The following is a 17,822-nucleotide window of genomic DNA, read 5'->3' on the forward strand; positions in this document are numbered from 1 at the left end:
CGAGTAGCAAGATGAGAATTGTCTTTATCGGCCCACCTGGCGCCGGCAAGGGAACGCAAAGCGAGCGCCTGGTGTCGCTGTTGGGGATTCCCCATCTGTCGACCGGTGAGATGTTTCGCGAAGCCCGATCGAAGCGCTCCGCGCTGGGGCGCGCCGCGGAAGAATACATGATGGCCGGGAAGCTGGTGCCGGATGACCTGGTGCTGGAAATGGTCAGCCTGCGGTTGAAGCAGCCTGACTGCGCGGCCGGCGCGCTGTTCGACGGTTTTCCCCGCACAGTCCGCCAGGCGGAGTCGTTGGATCAGATATTGAAGGCCATCGGCGCGGATTTGGATTTGGTGTTGGAGCTGCGCGTCGACGACGAAGTGGTGAAGCACCGACTGAACACTCGTGGCCGGACGGACGACGAGTTGGTGGTCATTGCCGAGCGTCTGAAAACGTATTGGAATCAAACGCGGCCGCTGTTGAACTTCTACAGTCAGCGTGGAGTTTTAGAAACGGTCGACGGCCAGGGAACGGTCGACGAAGTGTTCGCAAGGATTGCGTCGGCGGTTACCAAGCGGAAACCGCAAAGTACGGACGCCTGAAGGGGACCGCTCGATCGTGCTCACGTTACGTTCGCCGCGAGAAATCGGCTTGATGCGCAAGGCTGGCCTAGTTGTGTGGGAAGCCCATCAGATCGCCGCGCGCCTGGTGCGACCCGGTATCACGACGGCCGAGATCGACGCCGCGATCGAGGCATTCTTCGCCGAGAAGCATGCCGAACCATTGTTCAAAGGGGTGCCGGGCGTGGTCCCCTTTCCGGCCGTGACGTGCATCTCGGTGAACGAAGAGGTGGTCCACGGCATTCCCGGGCCGCGCAAGCTGGCCGAGGGGGACTGTGTCAGCATCGACACCGGATGCCGCGTCGAGGGGTGGTGTGCCGACTCGGCGATCACGCACCCGGTTGGCCGCGTCGAGCCCCGTGTGACAAAGCTACTGGAAGTCACGAAGGGGGTTCTGGATCTGGCCATCGACCTGATGGGCAAGAAGCAACTGTGGAGCGAAGTCGCGGCCGAGATGGAAACATACGTCAAGGACGCCGGCTTCTCGGTCGTGGAAAACTTTGTCGGCCACGGCATCGGGCGCGAGATGCACGAAGAGCCCCAGGTGCCGAATTTCGTCAGTAAGCAACTACGCCGCAGCGGCGATTTCGAGCTGCGGCCGGGCCTGGTCATCGCGGTCGAGCCGATGGTGAACACCGGGACCAAGCGTGTTAAAGGAATGCCCGACCATTGGACGCAGGTGACCCAGGACGGGCTCCCCAGCGCCCATTTCGAGCATACGATCGCCGTGACCGAGAAGGGAGCCGTGCCGTTGACGGCAGGGCCTCCGTAGAAACCGGCCCGGAGGGGCAAGTTTCGCCTCGGTGCTTGTTTGCTAAAGGGCTTTTGGGCAGGGCTTGCCTGCCGTAGGGGCCGACTTGGCACGCAGTTCGGGCCTGAGGGGTGTGCCAACAAGAGGCGGCGATCCGGGGCATTGGAAAACTGCGGCGTGGGGGCCTTGTGGGCTGAGGCTGAATCCGTTTATACTTATTCGCTTTCGATTGTACTTCCAGCGAGCACCTGCTCTGCAGTTTCTGCGAGCTGCTGTTCGAACGTTAAGGCCACGGCTATGAAAATACGCGCGAGTATCAAACGGATTTGTGAAAGCTGCAAGATCGTGCGTCGCCGCGGGGTGGTGTTCGTCGTTTGCAGCAATCCACGACATAAGCAGCGTCAGGGGTAGGGTTTTCGCCGCCGAGCGGGGGCGATTCTCTGGATCGTCCCGTGGTTGGTCGCCCTGGTGGTTGCGGCCGGCGCGGTTGAGCGAGTTGATAGCGTGAACGAGATGCCGCGTCTTAGAGTCACGGCATATAAGACATACAGTTTGGAACTTATTTGAGTTTGGGAGTGAGGTTTTATGCCGCGCTTGCTCGGCGTTGACATCCCCAGCGATCGTCCGACCGTGATTTCGCTGACGTACCTGTACGGCGTTGGCCCGAAGGTTGCGCGTGAGTTGTGTCACAAGGCGGGTATTGATCCCCACATTCACGCCCGCGAGTTGGGCGAGGACGAAGTGGCGCGGATCGCAGCCTTGTTGGACAAGGACTACGTCGTCGAAGGGCAGTTGCGGCGGCAAGTCGCGCAGAATATCTCCCGCTTGCGCGACATCGGTTGCTATCGGGGCATCCGTCATCGCCGCGGGTTGCCGGTTCGCGGTCAGCGGACGCGTACCAACGCCCGCACGCGTAAGGGTCCGAAGAAGACGGTTGCCGGCAAGAAGGGTGTGAAGGATCTCAAGTAACGCGAGCTCGCGTCGCGAGGATCGCTGCAAGGCAGATCTTGTGCAGTGTGTCCTGTGACGAAAGGTTCGTGTACAAGTCCTGCGACACAGGGCTGACAACGCAGATACGCACGACAAAAAGCCAGAACAGCAAAACGACCAGAAGAACGGTTCGACATGGGAAAGAGCAAACGACGCAAGGTACGCCGCAACGTCACTCTGGGAGTGGCGCACGTCCGCGCGACCTTCAACAATACGACGGTCACGATCACCGACAGCAAGGGGGACACCCTGTGCTGGGCGAGTGCCGGTACGAGCGGTTTCAAGGGGAGCCGCAAGAGCACTCCCTTTGCCGGTCAATGCGCCGCGCAGCAAGCCGCCGAGAAGGCCTCGAAGTTCGGCGTCAAGGAAGTCGAGGTCAAGGTCAAGGGTCCGGGCAGCGGTCGTGAAAGCGCCGTCACCGCCCTGCAGGCCGCTGGCTTGACCGTGAAGAGCATTGAAGACGTGACGCCGCTGCCGCACAACGGCTGCCGCCCGCCGAAGAAGCGTCGCGTTTAGTCAGGATTGATAAAAGAGACAGCGTTAAAGAAGATTCGCAGGTTATCGCCACCGGCGATTCCACCGACCAGGCACTCGATAGTAATTCAAGAATATGGCTCGTCATACTGGACCTGTTTGCCGATTGTGCCGCCGCGAGGGGCTGAAGTTATTCCTCAAGGGCGTGCGCTGCGACACTCCGAAATGCGCCGTCGAGCGCCGCGGCACCCCGCCGGGGCAGCAGCAGGCACGCCGCGGCAAGATGACCGATTACGGTCTGCACTTGCGTGAGAAGCAGAAGGTCAAGCACTATTACGGCGTGCTGGAGCGTCAGTTTCGCACTTATTTCAGCGAGGCGGAACGGTCGCGCGGCAATACCGGCGAAACGTTGATGAGCCTGCTGGAGCGCCGGCTGGACAACATCGTGCACCGTTTGGGCTTCGGCCAGAGCCGTGCCCAGGCACGGCAGTTGGTCGCCCACGGGCACATCACCGTCAATGGACGCCGAGTCGATATTCCCAGCTACCTGCTAAAGGCGGGGGACGTCATCCGCGTGAAGAATCGCAAGAAGAGCTTGCAAGCCGTGCAGGCGAATCTGGCCGAGACGAACCGCGAAATCCCCGATTTTCTCAGCCGCGTGGAAGGTCCCATGCCCGAGGGCCGTATGAACCGGCTCCCCGAGTCGTTGGACGTTTCCATTCCGGTCGAGACTCAACTGATCATCGAGTTGTGCTCGAAGTAGAGCACGACTCGTCGTCCGGCGGGCCCAGCGGGTCCGCGGGACACCCCTTACTGTGTATGTACTGAAGTCATCGCCGTCGGCAATGCTGCTTGGGCCGGTCGTGCGTGTTCCCTCAAGCCGCTGTTCCAGGGAGGCTTGTAATGCGAATTCGTTGGCGCGGGTTTGAACTGCCCAGTGTCGTTACCTGTGATCACAAGACGCTAACGTCGTCTTACGGCAAGTTAGTCGCTGAACCGTTTGAGCGCGGTTTCGGCGTGACGATCGGCAATAGCTTGCGCCGTATCCTTCTCTCGAGCCTCGAGGGAAGTTCGATCACCCAGATCAAGATCCAAGGCGCGCAGCACGAGTTCAGCACTCTGCCCGGCCTCGTCGAGGATATGACCGACGTCGTGCTGAACGTCAAATCGCTGGTGGTGAAAAACCACAGCGAATCGACCCGTGTCATCCGCATCGAGAAGAACACGAAGGGGCCGGTCACCGGTCGTGACGTGCAGACCGACGACGCGGTCGAGGTGATCACCAAGAACCAGTTGATCGCCACGATGACCGACGATGTGCCCTTCGTGGTCGAGATGGTCGTCGAAAACGGCCGCGGTTACATTCCGGCCAGCGAGCATACGCCGCAAGTGCAGGAAATCGGCATCATCCCGGTCGATGCCGTGTACAGCCCGGTGGTCCGCGTGCGTTACGAAATCGAAGAGACGCGCGTCGGTCAGAAGACCAACTACGACAAGCTGACGATGGAGATCTGGACCAACGGCTCGGTCGGTCCCGAGATGGCCTTGGTCGAAGCGGCGAAGATCTTGCGCAAGCACCTCAACCCGTTCGTGCAGTACAGCGAGCTAGGCTCGTCGGTGCATGCCGAGGGGCGCTCGGGGGGCGGCGTGACCGACGCGGCGATCGAGTCGAAATTGAACATGAGCCTGGCCGAACTGAACTTGTCGGTGCGGGCCACGAACTGCCTGGAATCGGAAAACATTCACACGGTGCGCGACTTGGTGATTCGCACCGAGGACCAGTTGCTGGACGTGCGCAACTTCGGCGAGACGACGCTGAGCGAAGTACGCGACAAGCTGGTCGAGTTGGGGCTGCGGCTGGGAATGCGATTGCCCGCCTCGATGTCCACCTGATCAAACAACACGTGCGGGTCACGGCTTACGGTTTGCCTACTCGCCAAGACAACTTCTAGACGTAGATTCGACCATGAGACATCGCCGACGTGGACGCGTACTGGGACGATCCCCAAGCCATCAGCGAGCTTTATTGCGCAACTTGGCCAGCGCGCTTGTGCTGACCGAGCGCGACGCCGAGCTCGACGATAACAAGCCGAAGGTCACAGGCCGGATCATCACGACCCTGCAAAAGGCGAAGGAAGTTCGTCCGCTGGTCGAGAAGTGCGTGACGATTGCCTGTCGCAGCATTCCCAAGCAAAAGGCTGCCGGCGAATTCGGTACCGCGGCCTCGCGCAATTCGGCCGAATGGCGTACGTGGCGCAAAAGCGAGCGGTATCACGAATGGAACAAGGCCATGTCGCCGGTCGTCGCCGCACGGCGTCGCGTCTTGGAGTTGCTCGGCGACAAGCAGGCCGTTCGTATCCTGTTCGCTACAATCGCGCCCCGCTACACGGAGCGTCCCGGTGGCTACACCCGCGTCGTACGGCTGGCGAAGCCGCGTCTGGGTGATAATGGCACGCGGGCCATGCTGGAGTTCGTCGGTGTTCGCGACCGAGTTGCCCAACGTTCGCCGGCCCCACGGTTTGAGTCGCAGGGCGAAGGCGCAGCAGCCAAGGCTGAGTAGCACCAGCTTGAGCGATGGCCAGCAAGCCCGGTAACCGATGCCGTTGGCAATAGCGCTGTCCTTGTGCCTGACGTAATCCTTTGCGTGACGTGTTGCTGGCAATTGCGCTCGTCTGTCCGCAGTGTTAGCTTGTCCACAGCACGGAGGAGACGTTTGTGGGCCGCGCTCTCCGCTCGTCCGATCCTTCCACGGTTGCCGACCCGCGCGGCTTGGATTTCACCCGGCATATGCGTGTCGTCTGCCGCGACATCACGGTGCGATTAGCCGAGTTCCAGCATGTCGACATTGATCGCGTGGCCCTGCGCACCTGCCAGACGCGCAATCGGGCCCATCACGGCGTGCATGCCAGCCTGACGCCACTGCGATTCGAAGGGGGGGCCCGCACTACGACCCGTCGGGGGCGCACCTGGTCGATCCGGCCGATCGTCGGCGAGGACGGGCGCGAGATGTTGTACCTGTTGAGCTTCTACCTGCCGCGGTTTTGCAATCAGCCGCTCGTGGAAAAGGTGTCGACGATCATACACGAGCTATGGCACATCGGGCCGGCCTTCGATGGTGATCTGCGGCGGTTTCCGGGGCGCTATTTTGCCCATGGGCGCAGCGAGGCCGCCTTTCACCGGCAAATGCGCGAGCTGGCGGCAAACTGGCTGGCGCAATCGCCGGATCGGCAGTTGTTCGCGTTCTTGGAACCTGACTTTCGCGGCCTATGCCAGCAGTACGGCGCCGTTTACGGAGCGCGGATTCCGACGCCCAAGCTGGTGCTGCAATCGGCGGCGTCGGCGTAGCTTTGTTCTGGCGCGCCGTACCTACGCTTCGCCCAGCCTATTGCCGATAAGACGCGTTTTGCCCAGCTTGCCTGCGACGAGCAGTTCGCCTCGGTTCAGCGGCCAAGCTGCATTGACGTGTCGGTTGGCCGGCGGCTACTCTCCGGCCTCGCAATCGCGAGCGTTCTGCGTTTCTCTTCACTCCTTTCTGGCCTACGCATGCTGCAGGCAAGCGTGTCGACCTTATTGCGCGCGCCATGCTACTGGGCGCTATCGCTGTCGCTATTGGTCGGTTGCGCGCAGGTGAATGCCACGGGCAAGTCGCCGCTGGCGCCGCCGCGGATGGCGGACGACACGATTGCCTTGGAGAAATGTACGATTCGCTTCGCCCATGCCGATCCCGATCTGGATGATCAAGTGTGGCGCGAAATCGACGAAGAATGCCTGCCGTCGGCGCTTCGAGCGCGGCTGGCGGCGAATGGTTTTCGCGCGGGCGTGATCGGCGCGCACCTGCCCACGGCGATCGAAAAAGTCGTCCGCGAGAATGTCACGGCGCCGACAAGGAACGAGCCGGCCGAAGTGCAGGCACAACCTGAAGAAGAACTGGGCGTGCTCGACATGAAGCCCGTCGATCTGTTATCCGAGCCCAAGGTGCGCCGCAGCCTGTGGCAAACCCGGGCCGGCCATCCGGGGATCATCATCACAGCTGGCGAACGGGCGCGCATTCCGAACGTGGCGGTTCTGGTGCGTGGCGAAGACGGCCACGTGACGGGCCGCAATTACGAACGAGTGATGGGCGCCCTGTCGATGAAAGCGATGGCCGAACACGACGGCCGGGTGCGCATCGAGGTGATTCCCGAACTGGAACACGGCGAGCCGCGGTCACGGTTCGTCGCCGGAGATGGAATGATCAAGGCAGACTACCGCCCCGAGACCGTGCTGTTCAAGGATCTGCAGATCAACGCCTTGCTGGCGCCCGGCCAGACGTTGGTGCTGGGAACTCGGGCCGACAAGCCGGGAAGCCTGGGCAGTCACTTCTTCACCGAGCAAGGCTCCGCCGGAACGCTCGAGCAAAAGATGCTATTGGTGCGTGTCGAGCACTCGCCGGGGGACGATGCATTCCGCAGCGGCGAGATTCCGGACGCGCAATGATCGGCGCCGCGCGTTGACAATCGACGCGGCATCTCAGCCGGCAGCGGGTTTTGTTGTATTCAGCGCCGAATGAAAACCCAGGGTCGAAGACCCCAGCTACAGTAAATCGCACCGAGAGTCGCAGATCTCGGCTACAGGATTACAGATCGACGACAGCCACGGTTGCTTAGACGCGGACGCCCAGCGCGGCGCGCACGTTTTCCAGTTGACCGGCCGATCCGAGCATCTGATTCTTGGCGCGGATGAAGCCGGCGTATTCAGCCATGAAGGGCTTGCCCGCCGTGCGCGGATCGAAGTCGTTCGGCTTGTCGCGGAACGTCTCGCGATAGACGGCGCACCAAACCAGGCGACCATCGGTATCGATGTTCACCTTGGTGACGCCAAGCTTGGCGGCCGGCAAGTAATCCTTCTCCTGCACGCCACTGGTGGCGGGCAGGTTGCCGCCGGCGCCGTTGATGCGATCGACCCATTCCTTGGGCACGCTGCTCGAGCCGTGCATGACCAGGGGAAAGCCCGGCAGGACTTTCTTGATGGCCTCGATGCGGTCGAAGTGCAGACCTTGCTTGCCGCTGAACTTATAGGCGCCGTGCGAGGTGCCGATCGCCACGGCCAGCGAATCGCACCCGCTGCGGGTTACGAACTCGACGGCCTGATCCGGATCGGTCAGGCAGGCGTGATCGGCCGAGACCGAGATATCCTCCTCGACGCCGCCCAGCATGCCTAATTCCGCCTCGACCGAAATACCCTTGTCGTGGGCTCGCTCGACAACGCGACGCGTGATGGCGATGTTCTCGTCGAATGTTTCGTGCGACGCGTCGATCATGACCGAGGAATAGAAGCCGCTATCAATGCAGTCATAGGCGACCTCCTCCGTGCCATGGTCGAGATGCACGGCAAAGATCGCTTCGGGGAACACATCCTCGGCGGTGCGAATCATGGCCTCGAGGAAACGCTTGTCCGTAAAGCCGCGGGCACCACGCGAAATCTGAATGATGAACGGCGCGCTCAGCGCTGGATTCGCGGGCTCGTCGTTGGAGCCCTTCTTCCCGACGCAGCCACGGAACAGGCCGACCGTCTGCTCGAGGTTGTTGATGTTATAGGCCCCCACCGCATACTTGCCGTAGGCCTGCTCGAACAGATCTTTCGTCGTAACAATCATGGGAAATCTCCGTGTTTCGCGTATTCACGCTTGGCTGAGGGACTGCGGGCAACGTGCGGCGTGACGCGACGGTCGGGCAGGCGAAGCGATTGGGCGTGCGGACTTTCCAGTTTAGCGAAGCGCCCGCCCCTGGGCCATGACCCGACGGGACCCTAGAAAGCGGGTCGCTCCGCGTGCCAGGAACGCCCCCACCAGTGGCGTATGCGAGAGTTGCTGGCGGCTAAGCGGGGGCTGCTGGCACTGCGGAACGTTAGCTGGCCTAGGGGCCGCGCCGGCGGACATGTTTGGCGGTGGATTCTGGCTCCCAAACTGGCCTCAACGAGCCCCCGAGCCGTCGTCGGTGCGAGCAGGCAAATCCGACCGGCCGACAGGCACGATTACCTTGTTCGAAAAATGCCATCGGGCTAGAATCACCCGCCCTAATGTTTTGACTGCTAGCACGACCCGTCAAGGATGACTGTCGATGACCAGCGACGCCGCTCGCCGTCTGACTCCGCTGACCACGTTTGAGCAACTGCGCTACGCCCGCGACATCATCGATTTGGAGTCGCAGGCTCTCTCGAAAATCGCGCAGCGTTTGGGACCCGAATTTTGCGATGCTACGCGCTTGCTGCACGAGTGCGCGGGAAGCGTGATCGTGACCGGCATCGGCAAGGCCGGATTGATCGGGACCAAGATCTCGGCAACGTTGGCTTCGACCGGGACGCGCAGCATCTTTCTGCATCCGGCCGAGGCCGTACACGGCGACCTGGGCCGCATCCGCCCGGACGATGTGGTGCTGGTTCTTTCGCAAAGCGGCGAGACCGAAGAGGTCACACGGTTGCTGCCGTCGATCGTGCGGCTGGGAGTGCCGATTATCGCGCTGACGGGACGGACGACGAGCACGCTGGCGCGAGCGGCGACGGTGCTGTTGCCCTTGGGCCCGCTGCAAGAGGCCTGCCCGCTGGGCATGGCGCCCAGCACCAGTACCACGGCGATGCTCGCGCTGGGAGATGCCTTGGCTTTGGTCACGATGCGCTTGCATGGCTTTGGGCATGAGGATTTTGCCCGCGTTCATCCGGCCGGCGCCCTTGGCAAACGTCTGGCGCGCGTCGAAGAGCAAATGCGTTCGTTGGCCGAATGTCGTGTGGCGCGCGACGCGGCAATTGTTCGTGACGTGTTCGCGGCGATCGTTCGCCCGGGACGACGCAGCGGGGCCATCATGCTGGTGGACGATGCCGGCGCACTGACCGGCATCTTTACCGATAGCGATCTGGCGCGGCTTTTCGAACAGCGACGCGACGATGCCATCGATCAACCGATTCGCAATGTCATGACGCGCGATCCTTGCGCGGTGCCGGCCGGCGCAATGCTGACCGATGCCGTGGCGATCTTGGCCGAGAGAAAAATCAGCGAACTGCCTGTGATCGATGCGCGGCACGCGCCGGTGGGCTTGCTCGACATTACCGACGTGCTGGCAATGATGCCGGACGAGGCCGCGTGACGTCGCACGTTCTCGGGGAATGGAGCAGCTCGCGTTATCGCTGCCCCATTTTACCGCGGCGCAGCGAGGCGACTGGTACAATCGTCAGAGTTTCTCGCGCGGGAACAGGCGACAAAACAACGACGAACCAGGGCAACACACAGGTGCGTAGATGAGTGTGGACAAGCAATGCCAGCCGATTGAACTGATCCTGGTCGACGTTGATGGGGTGCTGACCGATGGCAGCATCATCTTCAACAACGAAGGGATCGAGATCAAACAATTCCACATTCAGGACGGCTTGGGGATTCGCTTGTGGCAGCGGGCGGGTGGGCGTTTCGGCATCATCACCGGACGCACGTCGCACATCGTCAACCTGCGAGCCAAGGAATTGGGGATCGGCATCGTGCGCCAGGGGACCGAGATCAAATGGGGCGCGGTGAGCGAAATCCTGCACGAATTGAACGTGACGCACGAGCAGTTGTGCTACATCGGCGATGACCTGCCTGACCTGGCGACGATCAAGCTGGCTGGGCTAGGGGTCGCCGTGGCGGACGCGTGTGCCGAGGTGCGCGAGGCGGCCGATTTTGTGACAACCGCTCCTGGCGGGCGCGGCGCCGTGCGCGAGACCATCGAATTGATCCTCAAGGCCCAGCGCCGCTGGGACGAACTGATTCAGGCTTATGCCTCGTAGCAACCCGGCTCCGGCTGAGAACGCGCTCGACGAGTCCATCGTGAGTGAGCCTGCGCGCCCGGCCGAGATTCCGCGCACGGGGCTGCCGTGGAAGCGCGTCGGCGGCAGCTTTCTGATGATGGTCGGGATCTACTGGTTCTATGCGTTGGCGATCGTGCCATTCATCGAGCCCACGGCCGAGCCACGACCGGAATTCGACAACATTCATGTGCAGGGCACGGCGGGAACGAACGTCGTCGAGTTGCAGCGACGCGCGCTCAACCCCTGGTTTGCGCCGGGCGATTGGGAGCTGAGTTCGCCGAAGGTTTTCGAGTCGCCGCGTGGCAAGCTGTTGGCACGAGATTACAAGTCGCTCCCTGATGGCCGATTGCACATCTGGCCATGCACGCTGATTTTCATGTCCGAAGAAGACGCCGAGAACGAGGCGGAGCGCAATCGCCGCGCGGTAATTCTGCAAGCGCCCGAGGGAGCGATCTTGCGGTTCGATACGCCGGTTGATTTGAAGCAGATGAAAATCGGCAAACTGGTGGGCGGCCACATGAACGGCCCTATCACGATCCGCAGTGACCAGCGTCTGCCGGGGCCGCAGGACGACCTGTTGATTACGACGCGCGATGCCGAGTTGATCGCGGACAAGATTGTCACGCCGCATCCGGTCGACTTTCGTTTGGGGCCCAATCGTGGAAACGGCCGGGACCTGGAGATCGTGCTGGCCCCGTCGGCCAATCCGGCGCCGAATTCGCCAGCGCCTGGCTTTGGCGGTGTTAATTCGATCACGTTGAAAAAAGATGTTCGCATGCGGCTTTACCCGGGGCAGGCGGATATGTTCCCAAGTCCGGCCGGGAGCTCGCCTGCGCAGCCGACCCCGCAGGGCAGCGCTGATCCGCAAGATAATCTGCCGGTGGACATCACTTGCGACGGGGCTTTCAAATTCGACGTGACGCGCTTCGCCGCGATCTTCAACAAGAAAGTCGACGTGGTGCGGGCCAATCTTGATGGGCCCAGCGATCAATTGACTTGCGAAGTCCTGTCGTTGTTTTTCGAACCGGCGGGAGGGGCCACGGCCGATGTGCAGTCGAAGTCGCCACGCCCCGCGGCCCTCTCCAAACTCGAGCCTAGCCGGATCGAGGCCGAAGGGGATCCGGTCGTGATTCGCTCTCCCTCGCGCGGCATTCAATCGCGCGGCACGCGGCTGGAATTCGATCTGAAGAAAAATGCCGGCGGCATGCAGGGGCCAGGCTGGCTCAAGGCGGTTCGTCCCGGCGACGCGAGCGCGCGTCCAATCGAAGCGACGTGGACGCGCGAGCTCGAATTCGGTCCGTACGAAGGAGCGCAATGCGCGAAGCTGGTGGGTGACGCACACGTCGAGTCGGCAGGCGTCGGAATGCTAAACGCCGAAACGATTCGGCTATTCATGATCGAAGACATGGACACGCCCGCTGATGCCTCGGGGCGGCGACGGTTGGTGCCGGATCGCTTGCAGGCATTCGAGCGCGTGCATTTCGAGTCTCCCACGTTGCTGGGGGATGTTCACCATTTGCAAGTCTGGCTGCGTCGCCCCGCGCCGCGCCCCGGCACCGCGATTGGCAAGGCTGGCGCTGCGGCTCGCAAAGCGGGCGCAACGGCTGTCGCGGCCACGACGGGCGCTGCCGGTCCGGTTCGACAGATGACACCCGCGGGCATGGCTGGCCCGCACACGGGCGCGGCACCACCGGCTGCCCCGATAGCGCCAGGACGCCAGGTACATGTGGCCGGCGAGTTGTTGCAGGTCGAAGCACTGGTCGGCGAAGTGTCGACCGACGTGACGCGCATTCATATCGAGCGGAACGTCCGGCTGCGCGAGACGCAAGTTGCTGAGCCCGGCACGCGACCGTTGACGATGCAAGGTGACCAACTCGACGTCGATCAACCGTTCCCGAATCAAGCCGTGGCGCACGTGGTCGGAAATCCCGCGCATATCGAAGCGCGCGAGATGACCATCGACGGCAACGACATTCACATCGATCGGGCGAACAACCGCGCCTGGGTCAATGGTCACGGCATCATGACGATCATGGTCCCGCCGCCGCAGACGACCCAGGCGCCTGGTCCGCCGCGACCGCTCGAGATTACCTGGAAGGGGCGGATGGATTTCGACGGACGTGACGCCAATTTCCAGGACGGCGTGGTCGTGGTCACGCAGCAGGACAAGCTGACGCCTGAGGGGCTTGCTCAATCCGAGCATCAGCGGCTGACGTGCAACCTGCTGCAGGCAATGTTCGAGCCGCGCGTGGTGTTCGATCAGATGGACCCGCGCGCCCGACCGCAGATCCGGCAGGTGCTATGTCGGCAAGACGTGGCGCTCGAACAGCGGACGCTGCAGGCCGGACGGCTCAGCTCGTTAGAACGAATGATCGCCATGGACCTGGCCGTCGAGCCGGCCACCGGCAACATGAACGCGAATGGACCGGGGTGGGTGCGGCGAGTTTGGATCGATACCGGCACCGGCCCGCGAATGCCCGGCGCCGCGGCGCAACAACCAAAGCCACCGCAACCCAACCCGCAGGCAAACGGCCCACGACTGGCCTACCTGGGAGTGAACTTCCAGGGAAGCCTGAGCGGCAACCAAACGCAGCAGACGATGGATTTCCAGGATCGCGTGCGTTGTGTCTACAGCCCTGCTCAGGATTGGGACACCGTGGTCGAGGCCGACGATCCGGAAAGGCTCGTCGAGGGCGCCATGCTGATGACCAGCGATCGCCTGCAGATAATGCGAACTCCGGGGGCCACGACCGGGAATACGCAGCCGTTTGAAATCACGGCCACGGGCAATGCTCGATTGGACGGACGAGCGAACCCCGGGGCGAACAACGATAAGGCGGACCCCAACAAACCGAAGAGCCGTGGCCAGACATTCTCAGCCAGCGCGGCGCGCCTGAATTACGTCGCCGCGAAGGAGCTGATGATTCTGGAAGGGGATGGCCGGAACTATGCGTATCTGGCGCGGCAAGTACGCGTCGGATCCCCTTGGGATGAACAGAGCGCGGGCAAGTTCTTGTTTTGGCCGTCGCTGAATCAGCTCGAAGTGCAGGATGCTCACTCTCTGCACCTGCAAAATCTGGAAACCGGCGCGGCGCGGGGGAACCGGCAACCAAACGCTGCCGCGGCGCCTCCCACCACGCAGCGAAAGTAACAGGCTCGCAGGGCCGTGTGCATGGGCGCCAAGGGTCACACCAAGCGCAATCGTTCGCGCTCCAGCCGGGTGGCGATGTATTCGAGCGCCTGAGGGGCCATGTGATCGTAGTACGTCCAGGTATGTCCGCCGGCCCGCGTTTCGAGATCGCAGTCGTACGGAATGCCGCTGGCCGCCAGTTTGGAGCGCAGCCGCTCGGTGCTTTCGTGCCAGCGATAGTCCAGCGGATCACAACAAAACCACATGTTGCGCGGCCAGTTCAATGGATGAACGTAAAGCGTCGCTGTTTCCTGGCGGATGGCCTCGGGCGAGTCGTACATCTCGAACAGCGTGCCGTCTTCCCCTTCCTCGTAGTAGCGCAACTGATAGTCGATCGCCGGCGCCATGGCGGCCACGATCGGGAACTGCGCGGGAAATCGGAACGAGAATCGCAGCGCGCCTTGCCCGCCCATGCTCGTCCCCAACAGCGCGATGCGCGGGGGAACGGCTCCCCAGCGTTCTTTGATGAAGGGGAGGACGCTGTTGAGAACGTATTGCTCAGCAGTGACGGCCGGGTCGAACTCGCGGCAGATCCGGTTTGCCCACCAACTGCGCATCGTTATCGGGACGACAACGCGAAAACCGTGTCGGGCGAATTCGTTCGTAAACGCCGGATTCTCGTGCAGCGTCTTCACGTGGACGCCGTGCAGATAGATGACGGTGTAGCCGTGCTCGCTCGGGTGCGGTGGTTCGTAGATTTCGGCCTCGTGCCCGGCGATCGGCACGCGGCTCCAGCCCGGCAGGGAATTGTTAGGACTCGACATGGCTGGCGGGCAGGACAGATAGGAACGGAATGGTTCGCGGGACGTGGCTTTCGGGCCGAGGGCAGTTTAATCCGCAACATCGTCACAGGGTAGCCGTGGTCACGGTCGGCGATCGCGGTGCGGGGCTCGCAATAGCCGGTGATCGGTGCAAGTGCGACCTCCGGACCCGTTCATAAACACGCGCGAGCAAAGTATATTACCGCAGGTTTCTCGCACCGCACGATGCCGTTGACAGCCCATAACCTTCAGCCTGCTGGTGATACTTTGCGACCGATTCTGGATGAAGAACAATTGCGCGAGGGAGTAAGTCGCCTGGCCGACGAGATCAATGCGCACTACGAGGGGCGTCCACTGACGATCGTCGGCGTGCTGACGGGCAGCGTCGTGCTGCTGGCCGATTTGATCCGGTTGCTCGACATGCCGCTAAAGATAGGGTTCGTGCAGGCCACTAGTTATCGCGGTGGGACGAAACCGGGCGAGTTGAAATTGGATCTGGCCCTTTTGCCCGAGATCGCGGAGCGCGAGGTGCTGATCGTGGACGATATCTTCGACAGCGGGCATACGTTGACCGCGCTCGTCGAGCAGTTCACGGCGCTAGGTCCCGCGCAGTTGCGCTCGGCTGTGCTGTTGCGCAAGGCGGGGCGGATCGAAGTGCCGATGCAGCCTGACCATGTCGCGTTCGAGATTCCCAACGAGTTTGTTGTCGGTTACGGGCTGGACTATGCGGACCTGTATCGCAACCTGCCCCACGTGGCGGCGCTCGATCCGGCCGACATGACACCTGACGACGCCGCGGCGCAGGCCGAGCAAGTCATCCAGGGCCTGGGCTCATGAACTTTGCCGGCGAGACGAGCGACGACCGGCCGCGCAACAGCGCCGAATTGATTTGTGCCGCGATGACTTGCGCCGAGAAGATTTGCGCCGGTGATCGCCCGTGAAGCAGCGCATTCTGCAGATCATTCCCACGCTCGATCGTTCGGGGGCCGAGAAGCAGTTGACGCTGCTGGCCGCCGGTTTGCCGCGCGATGAATTCGAAGTACACGTCTGCGCGCTAACGCGAGGCGGCCCGCTGTCGGCGCCGCTGGCCGAGGCTGGCATTCCGTTGCACGTGATCGGCAAGTCGCACAAGTTCGATCCGATTGCCTTCTGGCGGTTGAAACAGCACATCGCGTCACTACGACCGCGGTTGGTGCAGACGTGGATTTTCGCGGCGAACAGCTATGGCCGTGCCGCGGCGCTGGCGGCCGGGGTATCGTGCATCGTGGCGAGCGAACGATGCGTTGATCCGTGGAAAACCTGGCACGAGCTGGCGATCGATCGCTGGCTGGCGCGACGCACGGCGCGGATCATCGTCAACAGCTCGGGCGTGCAGGAGTTCTACACGCATCACGGCATTGACGCCGGCAAGTTCACGCTGATCCCCAACGGCATCGGACCGGCCGCAGGAAGTACCATTCCGCGCGAGGCGCTGTTAAGCGAACTTGGGTTGCCGGCCGACGCGCGGATCATTGGCGCCGTCAATCGCTTGTGGCCGCAGAAGCGCGTGAAGGATTTGATCTGGGCTGCCGACCTGCTAAAGGTGATCCGGCCTGACGTGCATTTGCTGATCATTGGTGACGGGCCGCATCGCGAGCGGCTGATTCGTTTTCGCCGGCAGGTGGTCATCGAAGACAAGGTTCATTTTGTGGGCGAGCGCAATGACGTGGCCCAGATCATGCATCATTTCGATGCGCTGTGGCTCGCAAGCGAATATGAGGGGCTGCCCAACGTGATCATGGAAGCCATGAGCCATGGCGTACCGGTGGTGGCGACCGATATCTCGGGCAATCGGGATCTGGTCGTACCTGGCGAGACGGGCTACCTGGTGCCGGTCGGGGATCGGGCCGGTTTCGCCCGCTATACGAACAAACTGCTCAACGACCGCGACTTGGCACAACGTCTGGGCGAATCGGGTCGGCAGCGCGTGCTGGCCGAGTTCAGCATCGAGAAAATGGTCGAGCGGCACGCAGCGCTCTATCGCGAGCTGCTGGCGTAGCGCTACTTCTTGTCGGCGATGCGGATTACGGGACGACCGAATAATGTCCGCGTCGCTGTCGGTTGTTCGATCGCGGCGGCTTCTGCGGGCGAGTGTACGTTCTTAATGGCTGGCGAATTCCCTGGCGTAATTTCCCAGGCCAGAATCGCAGGATGATGGGCGAGGCGCGGGCAGACGCGATCGGACCAGGCGCGCGGGACTTGCTGCACGATCCCTACGTTCGCTTGATCGAGCGCCTGATAGAGCGCGTCAGGCAGGATGGCCCGCAGTCCGACGACAGTCCCCGGACGCGAAAGCACTTGCTGAAAGGTCGGGCTGGCCTGATCGACATAGTCGAGCCAAGCGAGCGGTTTTTCGTTGCTGATGGTGCGCAACATTGCGGCGCGCGTCGGTTGGTCGTCTGGCTGCGGCGGGGCCGTTTCGATGGTTGTTTGCCACAGCGTTGCGCGGCCGTCGGTCAGGCGGATTTCGACTGGCGTCAGCACCGGCTCGTCCATCGGGTCAGGCCAGGCGGGCCAATCATTGATCGGGATGTTGATCGCGAATGACTCGCCAGCGGAAATATCTTGATAGGCAAGCTCGCGCTCGCAGGCGTTAACGGCGATGGCTAGTCGTGCCGCGGATGCCTCACCATCCACACGGCCGGCGATGTGCAATCTGGGCGTCTTGCCGCCGGTTTCCCAATGCAGCGACAGCCCGGCGATATGCACGTGCTTGCGAATTTCGAGGCGGACCGCGCCGACCAGACCGCCGGCCAACGATTCACGGCCAGGGCGAATCACCTGGCGTGCGTCGTCGATGCCGGCCGGTAATTCGACCTCGACCGTGAGCACGTTGCTGGGCTTCAAGAGTGGTGTGATATCGCTCTCCGCCGGCAGGGCGTAACCGTCCAACTCGCCCAGCAATGTTTCATCGAGCAGGTAGCGCGCGAGCGCGTCCGCTCCCTCGATCACCAGCCAGACGCGATCGTGCGGGTCGAGATTCGTGGGGCGATTGAACCGCCGCGTGTAGCGGACGCGACCACGGAAACCGGCGCCGAGCGTGGCTTCCCAATCGGCCGGAACGTTGACGCGAGCCGGCGCAGGCAAGTCGTCCGACTGCGCGACGATCGCACCATCAGGCGCTATTGTGTAGCGGACCAGCGGCCGACATTCCCAGGGGCAACGCAGACGGATCACATGCGGGTACGACATGCCAGCGG

Annotated in this window: 18 protein-coding genes; 15 read left to right on the plus strand and 3 right to left on the minus strand. The window is 62.4% G+C overall.

Going from position 1 to position 17,822, the window contains the following annotated elements:
- Positions 1-11 precede the first annotated feature (11 nt).
- From VGN12_08965 to VGN12_09010, 10 genes are all read left to right on the plus strand, one after another.
- A complete protein-coding gene (locus tag VGN12_08965; GenBank protein HEY4309564.1) occupies positions 12-587 on the plus strand; it encodes an adenylate kinase in 576 nt (191 codons plus the stop codon).
- A 16-nt stretch (positions 588-603) separates the two neighbouring features.
- Complete coding sequence (gene map / locus VGN12_08970; GenBank protein ID HEY4309565.1) at positions 604-1,377, plus strand: type I methionyl aminopeptidase; 774 nt, start codon at positions 604-606, stop codon at positions 1,375-1,377.
- Between the two features lie 276 nt (positions 1,378-1,653).
- Positions 1,654-1,767, plus strand: a complete 114-nt coding sequence (rpmJ, locus tag VGN12_08975) for a 50S ribosomal protein L36 (protein HEY4309566.1) — start codon at positions 1,654-1,656, stop codon at positions 1,765-1,767.
- A 174-nt stretch (positions 1,768-1,941) separates the two neighbouring features.
- The gene (rpsM, locus tag VGN12_08980; protein HEY4309567.1) at positions 1,942-2,325 is read left to right on the plus strand and encodes a 30S ribosomal protein S13; all 384 of its coding nucleotides are present in this window, start codon (positions 1,942-1,944) and stop codon (positions 2,323-2,325) included.
- Positions 2,326-2,481: 156 nt separating this feature from the next.
- Positions 2,482-2,862, plus strand: coding sequence for a 30S ribosomal protein S11 (gene rpsK / locus VGN12_08985; GenBank protein ID HEY4309568.1), 381 nt, complete (start codon positions 2,482-2,484; stop codon positions 2,860-2,862).
- Between the two features lie 94 nt (positions 2,863-2,956).
- Positions 2,957-3,583: a 30S ribosomal protein S4 gene (gene rpsD / locus VGN12_08990; protein HEY4309569.1), complete on the plus strand. Its 627-nt coding sequence runs from the start codon at positions 2,957-2,959 to the stop codon at positions 3,581-3,583.
- A 140-nt stretch (positions 3,584-3,723) separates the two neighbouring features.
- Entirely contained in the window at positions 3,724-4,713 is a 990-nt protein-coding gene (locus VGN12_08995) for a DNA-directed RNA polymerase subunit alpha (GenBank protein HEY4309570.1), read from the plus strand.
- A 73-nt stretch (positions 4,714-4,786) separates the two neighbouring features.
- Positions 4,787-5,380 (plus strand): L17 family ribosomal protein, encoded by a 594-nt coding sequence (locus VGN12_09000; protein ID HEY4309571.1) that lies wholly within the window; start codon positions 4,787-4,789, stop codon positions 5,378-5,380.
- Positions 5,381-5,535: 155 nt separating this feature from the next.
- Positions 5,536-6,165: a hypothetical protein gene (locus VGN12_09005; GenBank protein ID HEY4309572.1), complete on the plus strand. Its 630-nt coding sequence runs from the start codon at positions 5,536-5,538 to the stop codon at positions 6,163-6,165.
- Positions 6,166-6,378: 213 nt separating this feature from the next.
- Positions 6,379-7,296 (plus strand): hypothetical protein, encoded by a 918-nt coding sequence (locus tag VGN12_09010; protein HEY4309573.1) that lies wholly within the window; start codon positions 6,379-6,381, stop codon positions 7,294-7,296.
- A 166-nt stretch (positions 7,297-7,462) separates the two neighbouring features.
- On the opposite strand, the gene VGN12_09015 is transcribed toward VGN12_09010, so the two are convergent.
- A complete protein-coding gene (locus tag VGN12_09015; GenBank protein HEY4309574.1) occupies positions 7,463-8,455 on the minus strand; it encodes a ketose-bisphosphate aldolase in 993 nt (330 codons plus the stop codon).
- Between the two features lie 463 nt (positions 8,456-8,918).
- On the opposite strand from VGN12_09015, the gene VGN12_09020 reads away from it, so the two are divergent.
- From VGN12_09020 to VGN12_09030, 3 genes are all read left to right on the plus strand, one after another.
- On the plus strand, positions 8,919-9,938 hold the full coding sequence (locus VGN12_09020) for a KpsF/GutQ family sugar-phosphate isomerase (GenBank protein HEY4309575.1): 1,020 nt from the start codon (positions 8,919-8,921) through the stop codon (positions 9,936-9,938).
- 151 nt (positions 9,939-10,089) lie between these two features.
- Positions 10,090-10,611, plus strand: a complete 522-nt coding sequence (locus VGN12_09025) for an HAD hydrolase family protein (GenBank protein ID HEY4309576.1) — start codon at positions 10,090-10,092, stop codon at positions 10,609-10,611.
- Between the two features lie 40 nt (positions 10,612-10,651).
- The gene (locus VGN12_09030; GenBank protein HEY4309577.1) at positions 10,652-13,783 is read left to right on the plus strand and encodes a hypothetical protein; all 3,132 of its coding nucleotides are present in this window, start codon (positions 10,652-10,654) and stop codon (positions 13,781-13,783) included.
- Between the two features lie 35 nt (positions 13,784-13,818).
- Here VGN12_09030 and VGN12_09035 read toward each other — a convergent pair whose 3' ends face one another.
- Positions 13,819-14,586, minus strand: a complete 768-nt coding sequence (locus tag VGN12_09035) for an alpha/beta hydrolase-fold protein (GenBank protein ID HEY4309578.1) — start codon at positions 14,584-14,586, stop codon at positions 13,819-13,821.
- 222 nt (positions 14,587-14,808) lie between these two features.
- On the opposite strand from VGN12_09035, the gene hpt reads away from it, so the two are divergent.
- Both hpt and VGN12_09045 read left to right on the plus strand, forming a co-directional pair.
- Positions 14,809-15,420, plus strand: a complete 612-nt coding sequence (gene hpt / locus VGN12_09040; protein ID HEY4309579.1) for a hypoxanthine phosphoribosyltransferase — start codon at positions 14,809-14,811, stop codon at positions 15,418-15,420.
- Between the two features lie 100 nt (positions 15,421-15,520).
- Positions 15,521-16,621: a glycosyltransferase gene (locus VGN12_09045; GenBank protein ID HEY4309580.1), complete on the plus strand. Its 1,101-nt coding sequence runs from the start codon at positions 15,521-15,523 to the stop codon at positions 16,619-16,621.
- A 2-nt stretch (positions 16,622-16,623) separates the two neighbouring features.
- Here VGN12_09045 and VGN12_09050 read toward each other — a convergent pair whose 3' ends face one another.
- Positions 16,624-17,814, minus strand: a complete 1,191-nt coding sequence (locus VGN12_09050) for a hypothetical protein (GenBank protein ID HEY4309581.1) — start codon at positions 17,812-17,814, stop codon at positions 16,624-16,626.
- Positions 17,815-17,822: the final 8 nt, after the last annotated feature.

The organism is Pirellulales bacterium, assembly GCA_036499395.1.
Lineage (GTDB): Bacteria > Planctomycetota > Planctomycetia > Pirellulales > JACPPG01 > JACPPG01.

Coding starts and splice junctions, on each gene's coding strand:
- VGN12_09020 (HEY4309575.1), top strand. CDS start 8,919: ATGACCAGCGACGCCGCTCGCCGTCTGACTCCGCTGACCACGTTTGAG.
- VGN12_09015 (HEY4309574.1), bottom strand. CDS start 8,455: ATGATTGTTACGACGAAAGATCTGTTCGAGCAGGCCTACGGCAAGTAT.
- VGN12_09025 (HEY4309576.1), top strand. CDS start 10,090: ATGAGTGTGGACAAGCAATGCCAGCCGATTGAACTGATCCTGGTCGAC.
- hpt (HEY4309579.1), top strand. CDS start 14,809: ATGCCGTTGACAGCCCATAACCTTCAGCCTGCTGGTGATACTTTGCGA.
- rpmJ (HEY4309566.1), top strand. CDS start 1,654: ATGAAAATACGCGCGAGTATCAAACGGATTTGTGAAAGCTGCAAGATC.
- rpsD (HEY4309569.1), top strand. CDS start 2,957: ATGGCTCGTCATACTGGACCTGTTTGCCGATTGTGCCGCCGCGAGGGG.
- VGN12_09035 (HEY4309578.1), bottom strand. CDS start 14,586: ATGTCGAGTCCTAACAATTCCCTGCCGGGCTGGAGCCGCGTGCCGATC.
- VGN12_09000 (HEY4309571.1), top strand. CDS start 4,787: ATGAGACATCGCCGACGTGGACGCGTACTGGGACGATCCCCAAGCCAT.
- rpsM (HEY4309567.1), top strand. CDS start 1,942: ATGCCGCGCTTGCTCGGCGTTGACATCCCCAGCGATCGTCCGACCGTG.
- VGN12_09050 (HEY4309581.1), bottom strand. CDS start 17,814: ATGTCGTACCCGCATGTGATCCGTCTGCGTTGCCCCTGGGAATGTCGG.
- VGN12_08995 (HEY4309570.1), top strand. CDS start 3,724: ATGCGAATTCGTTGGCGCGGGTTTGAACTGCCCAGTGTCGTTACCTGT.
- VGN12_08965 (HEY4309564.1), top strand. CDS start 12: ATGAGAATTGTCTTTATCGGCCCACCTGGCGCCGGCAAGGGAACGCAA.
- rpsK (HEY4309568.1), top strand. CDS start 2,482: ATGGGAAAGAGCAAACGACGCAAGGTACGCCGCAACGTCACTCTGGGA.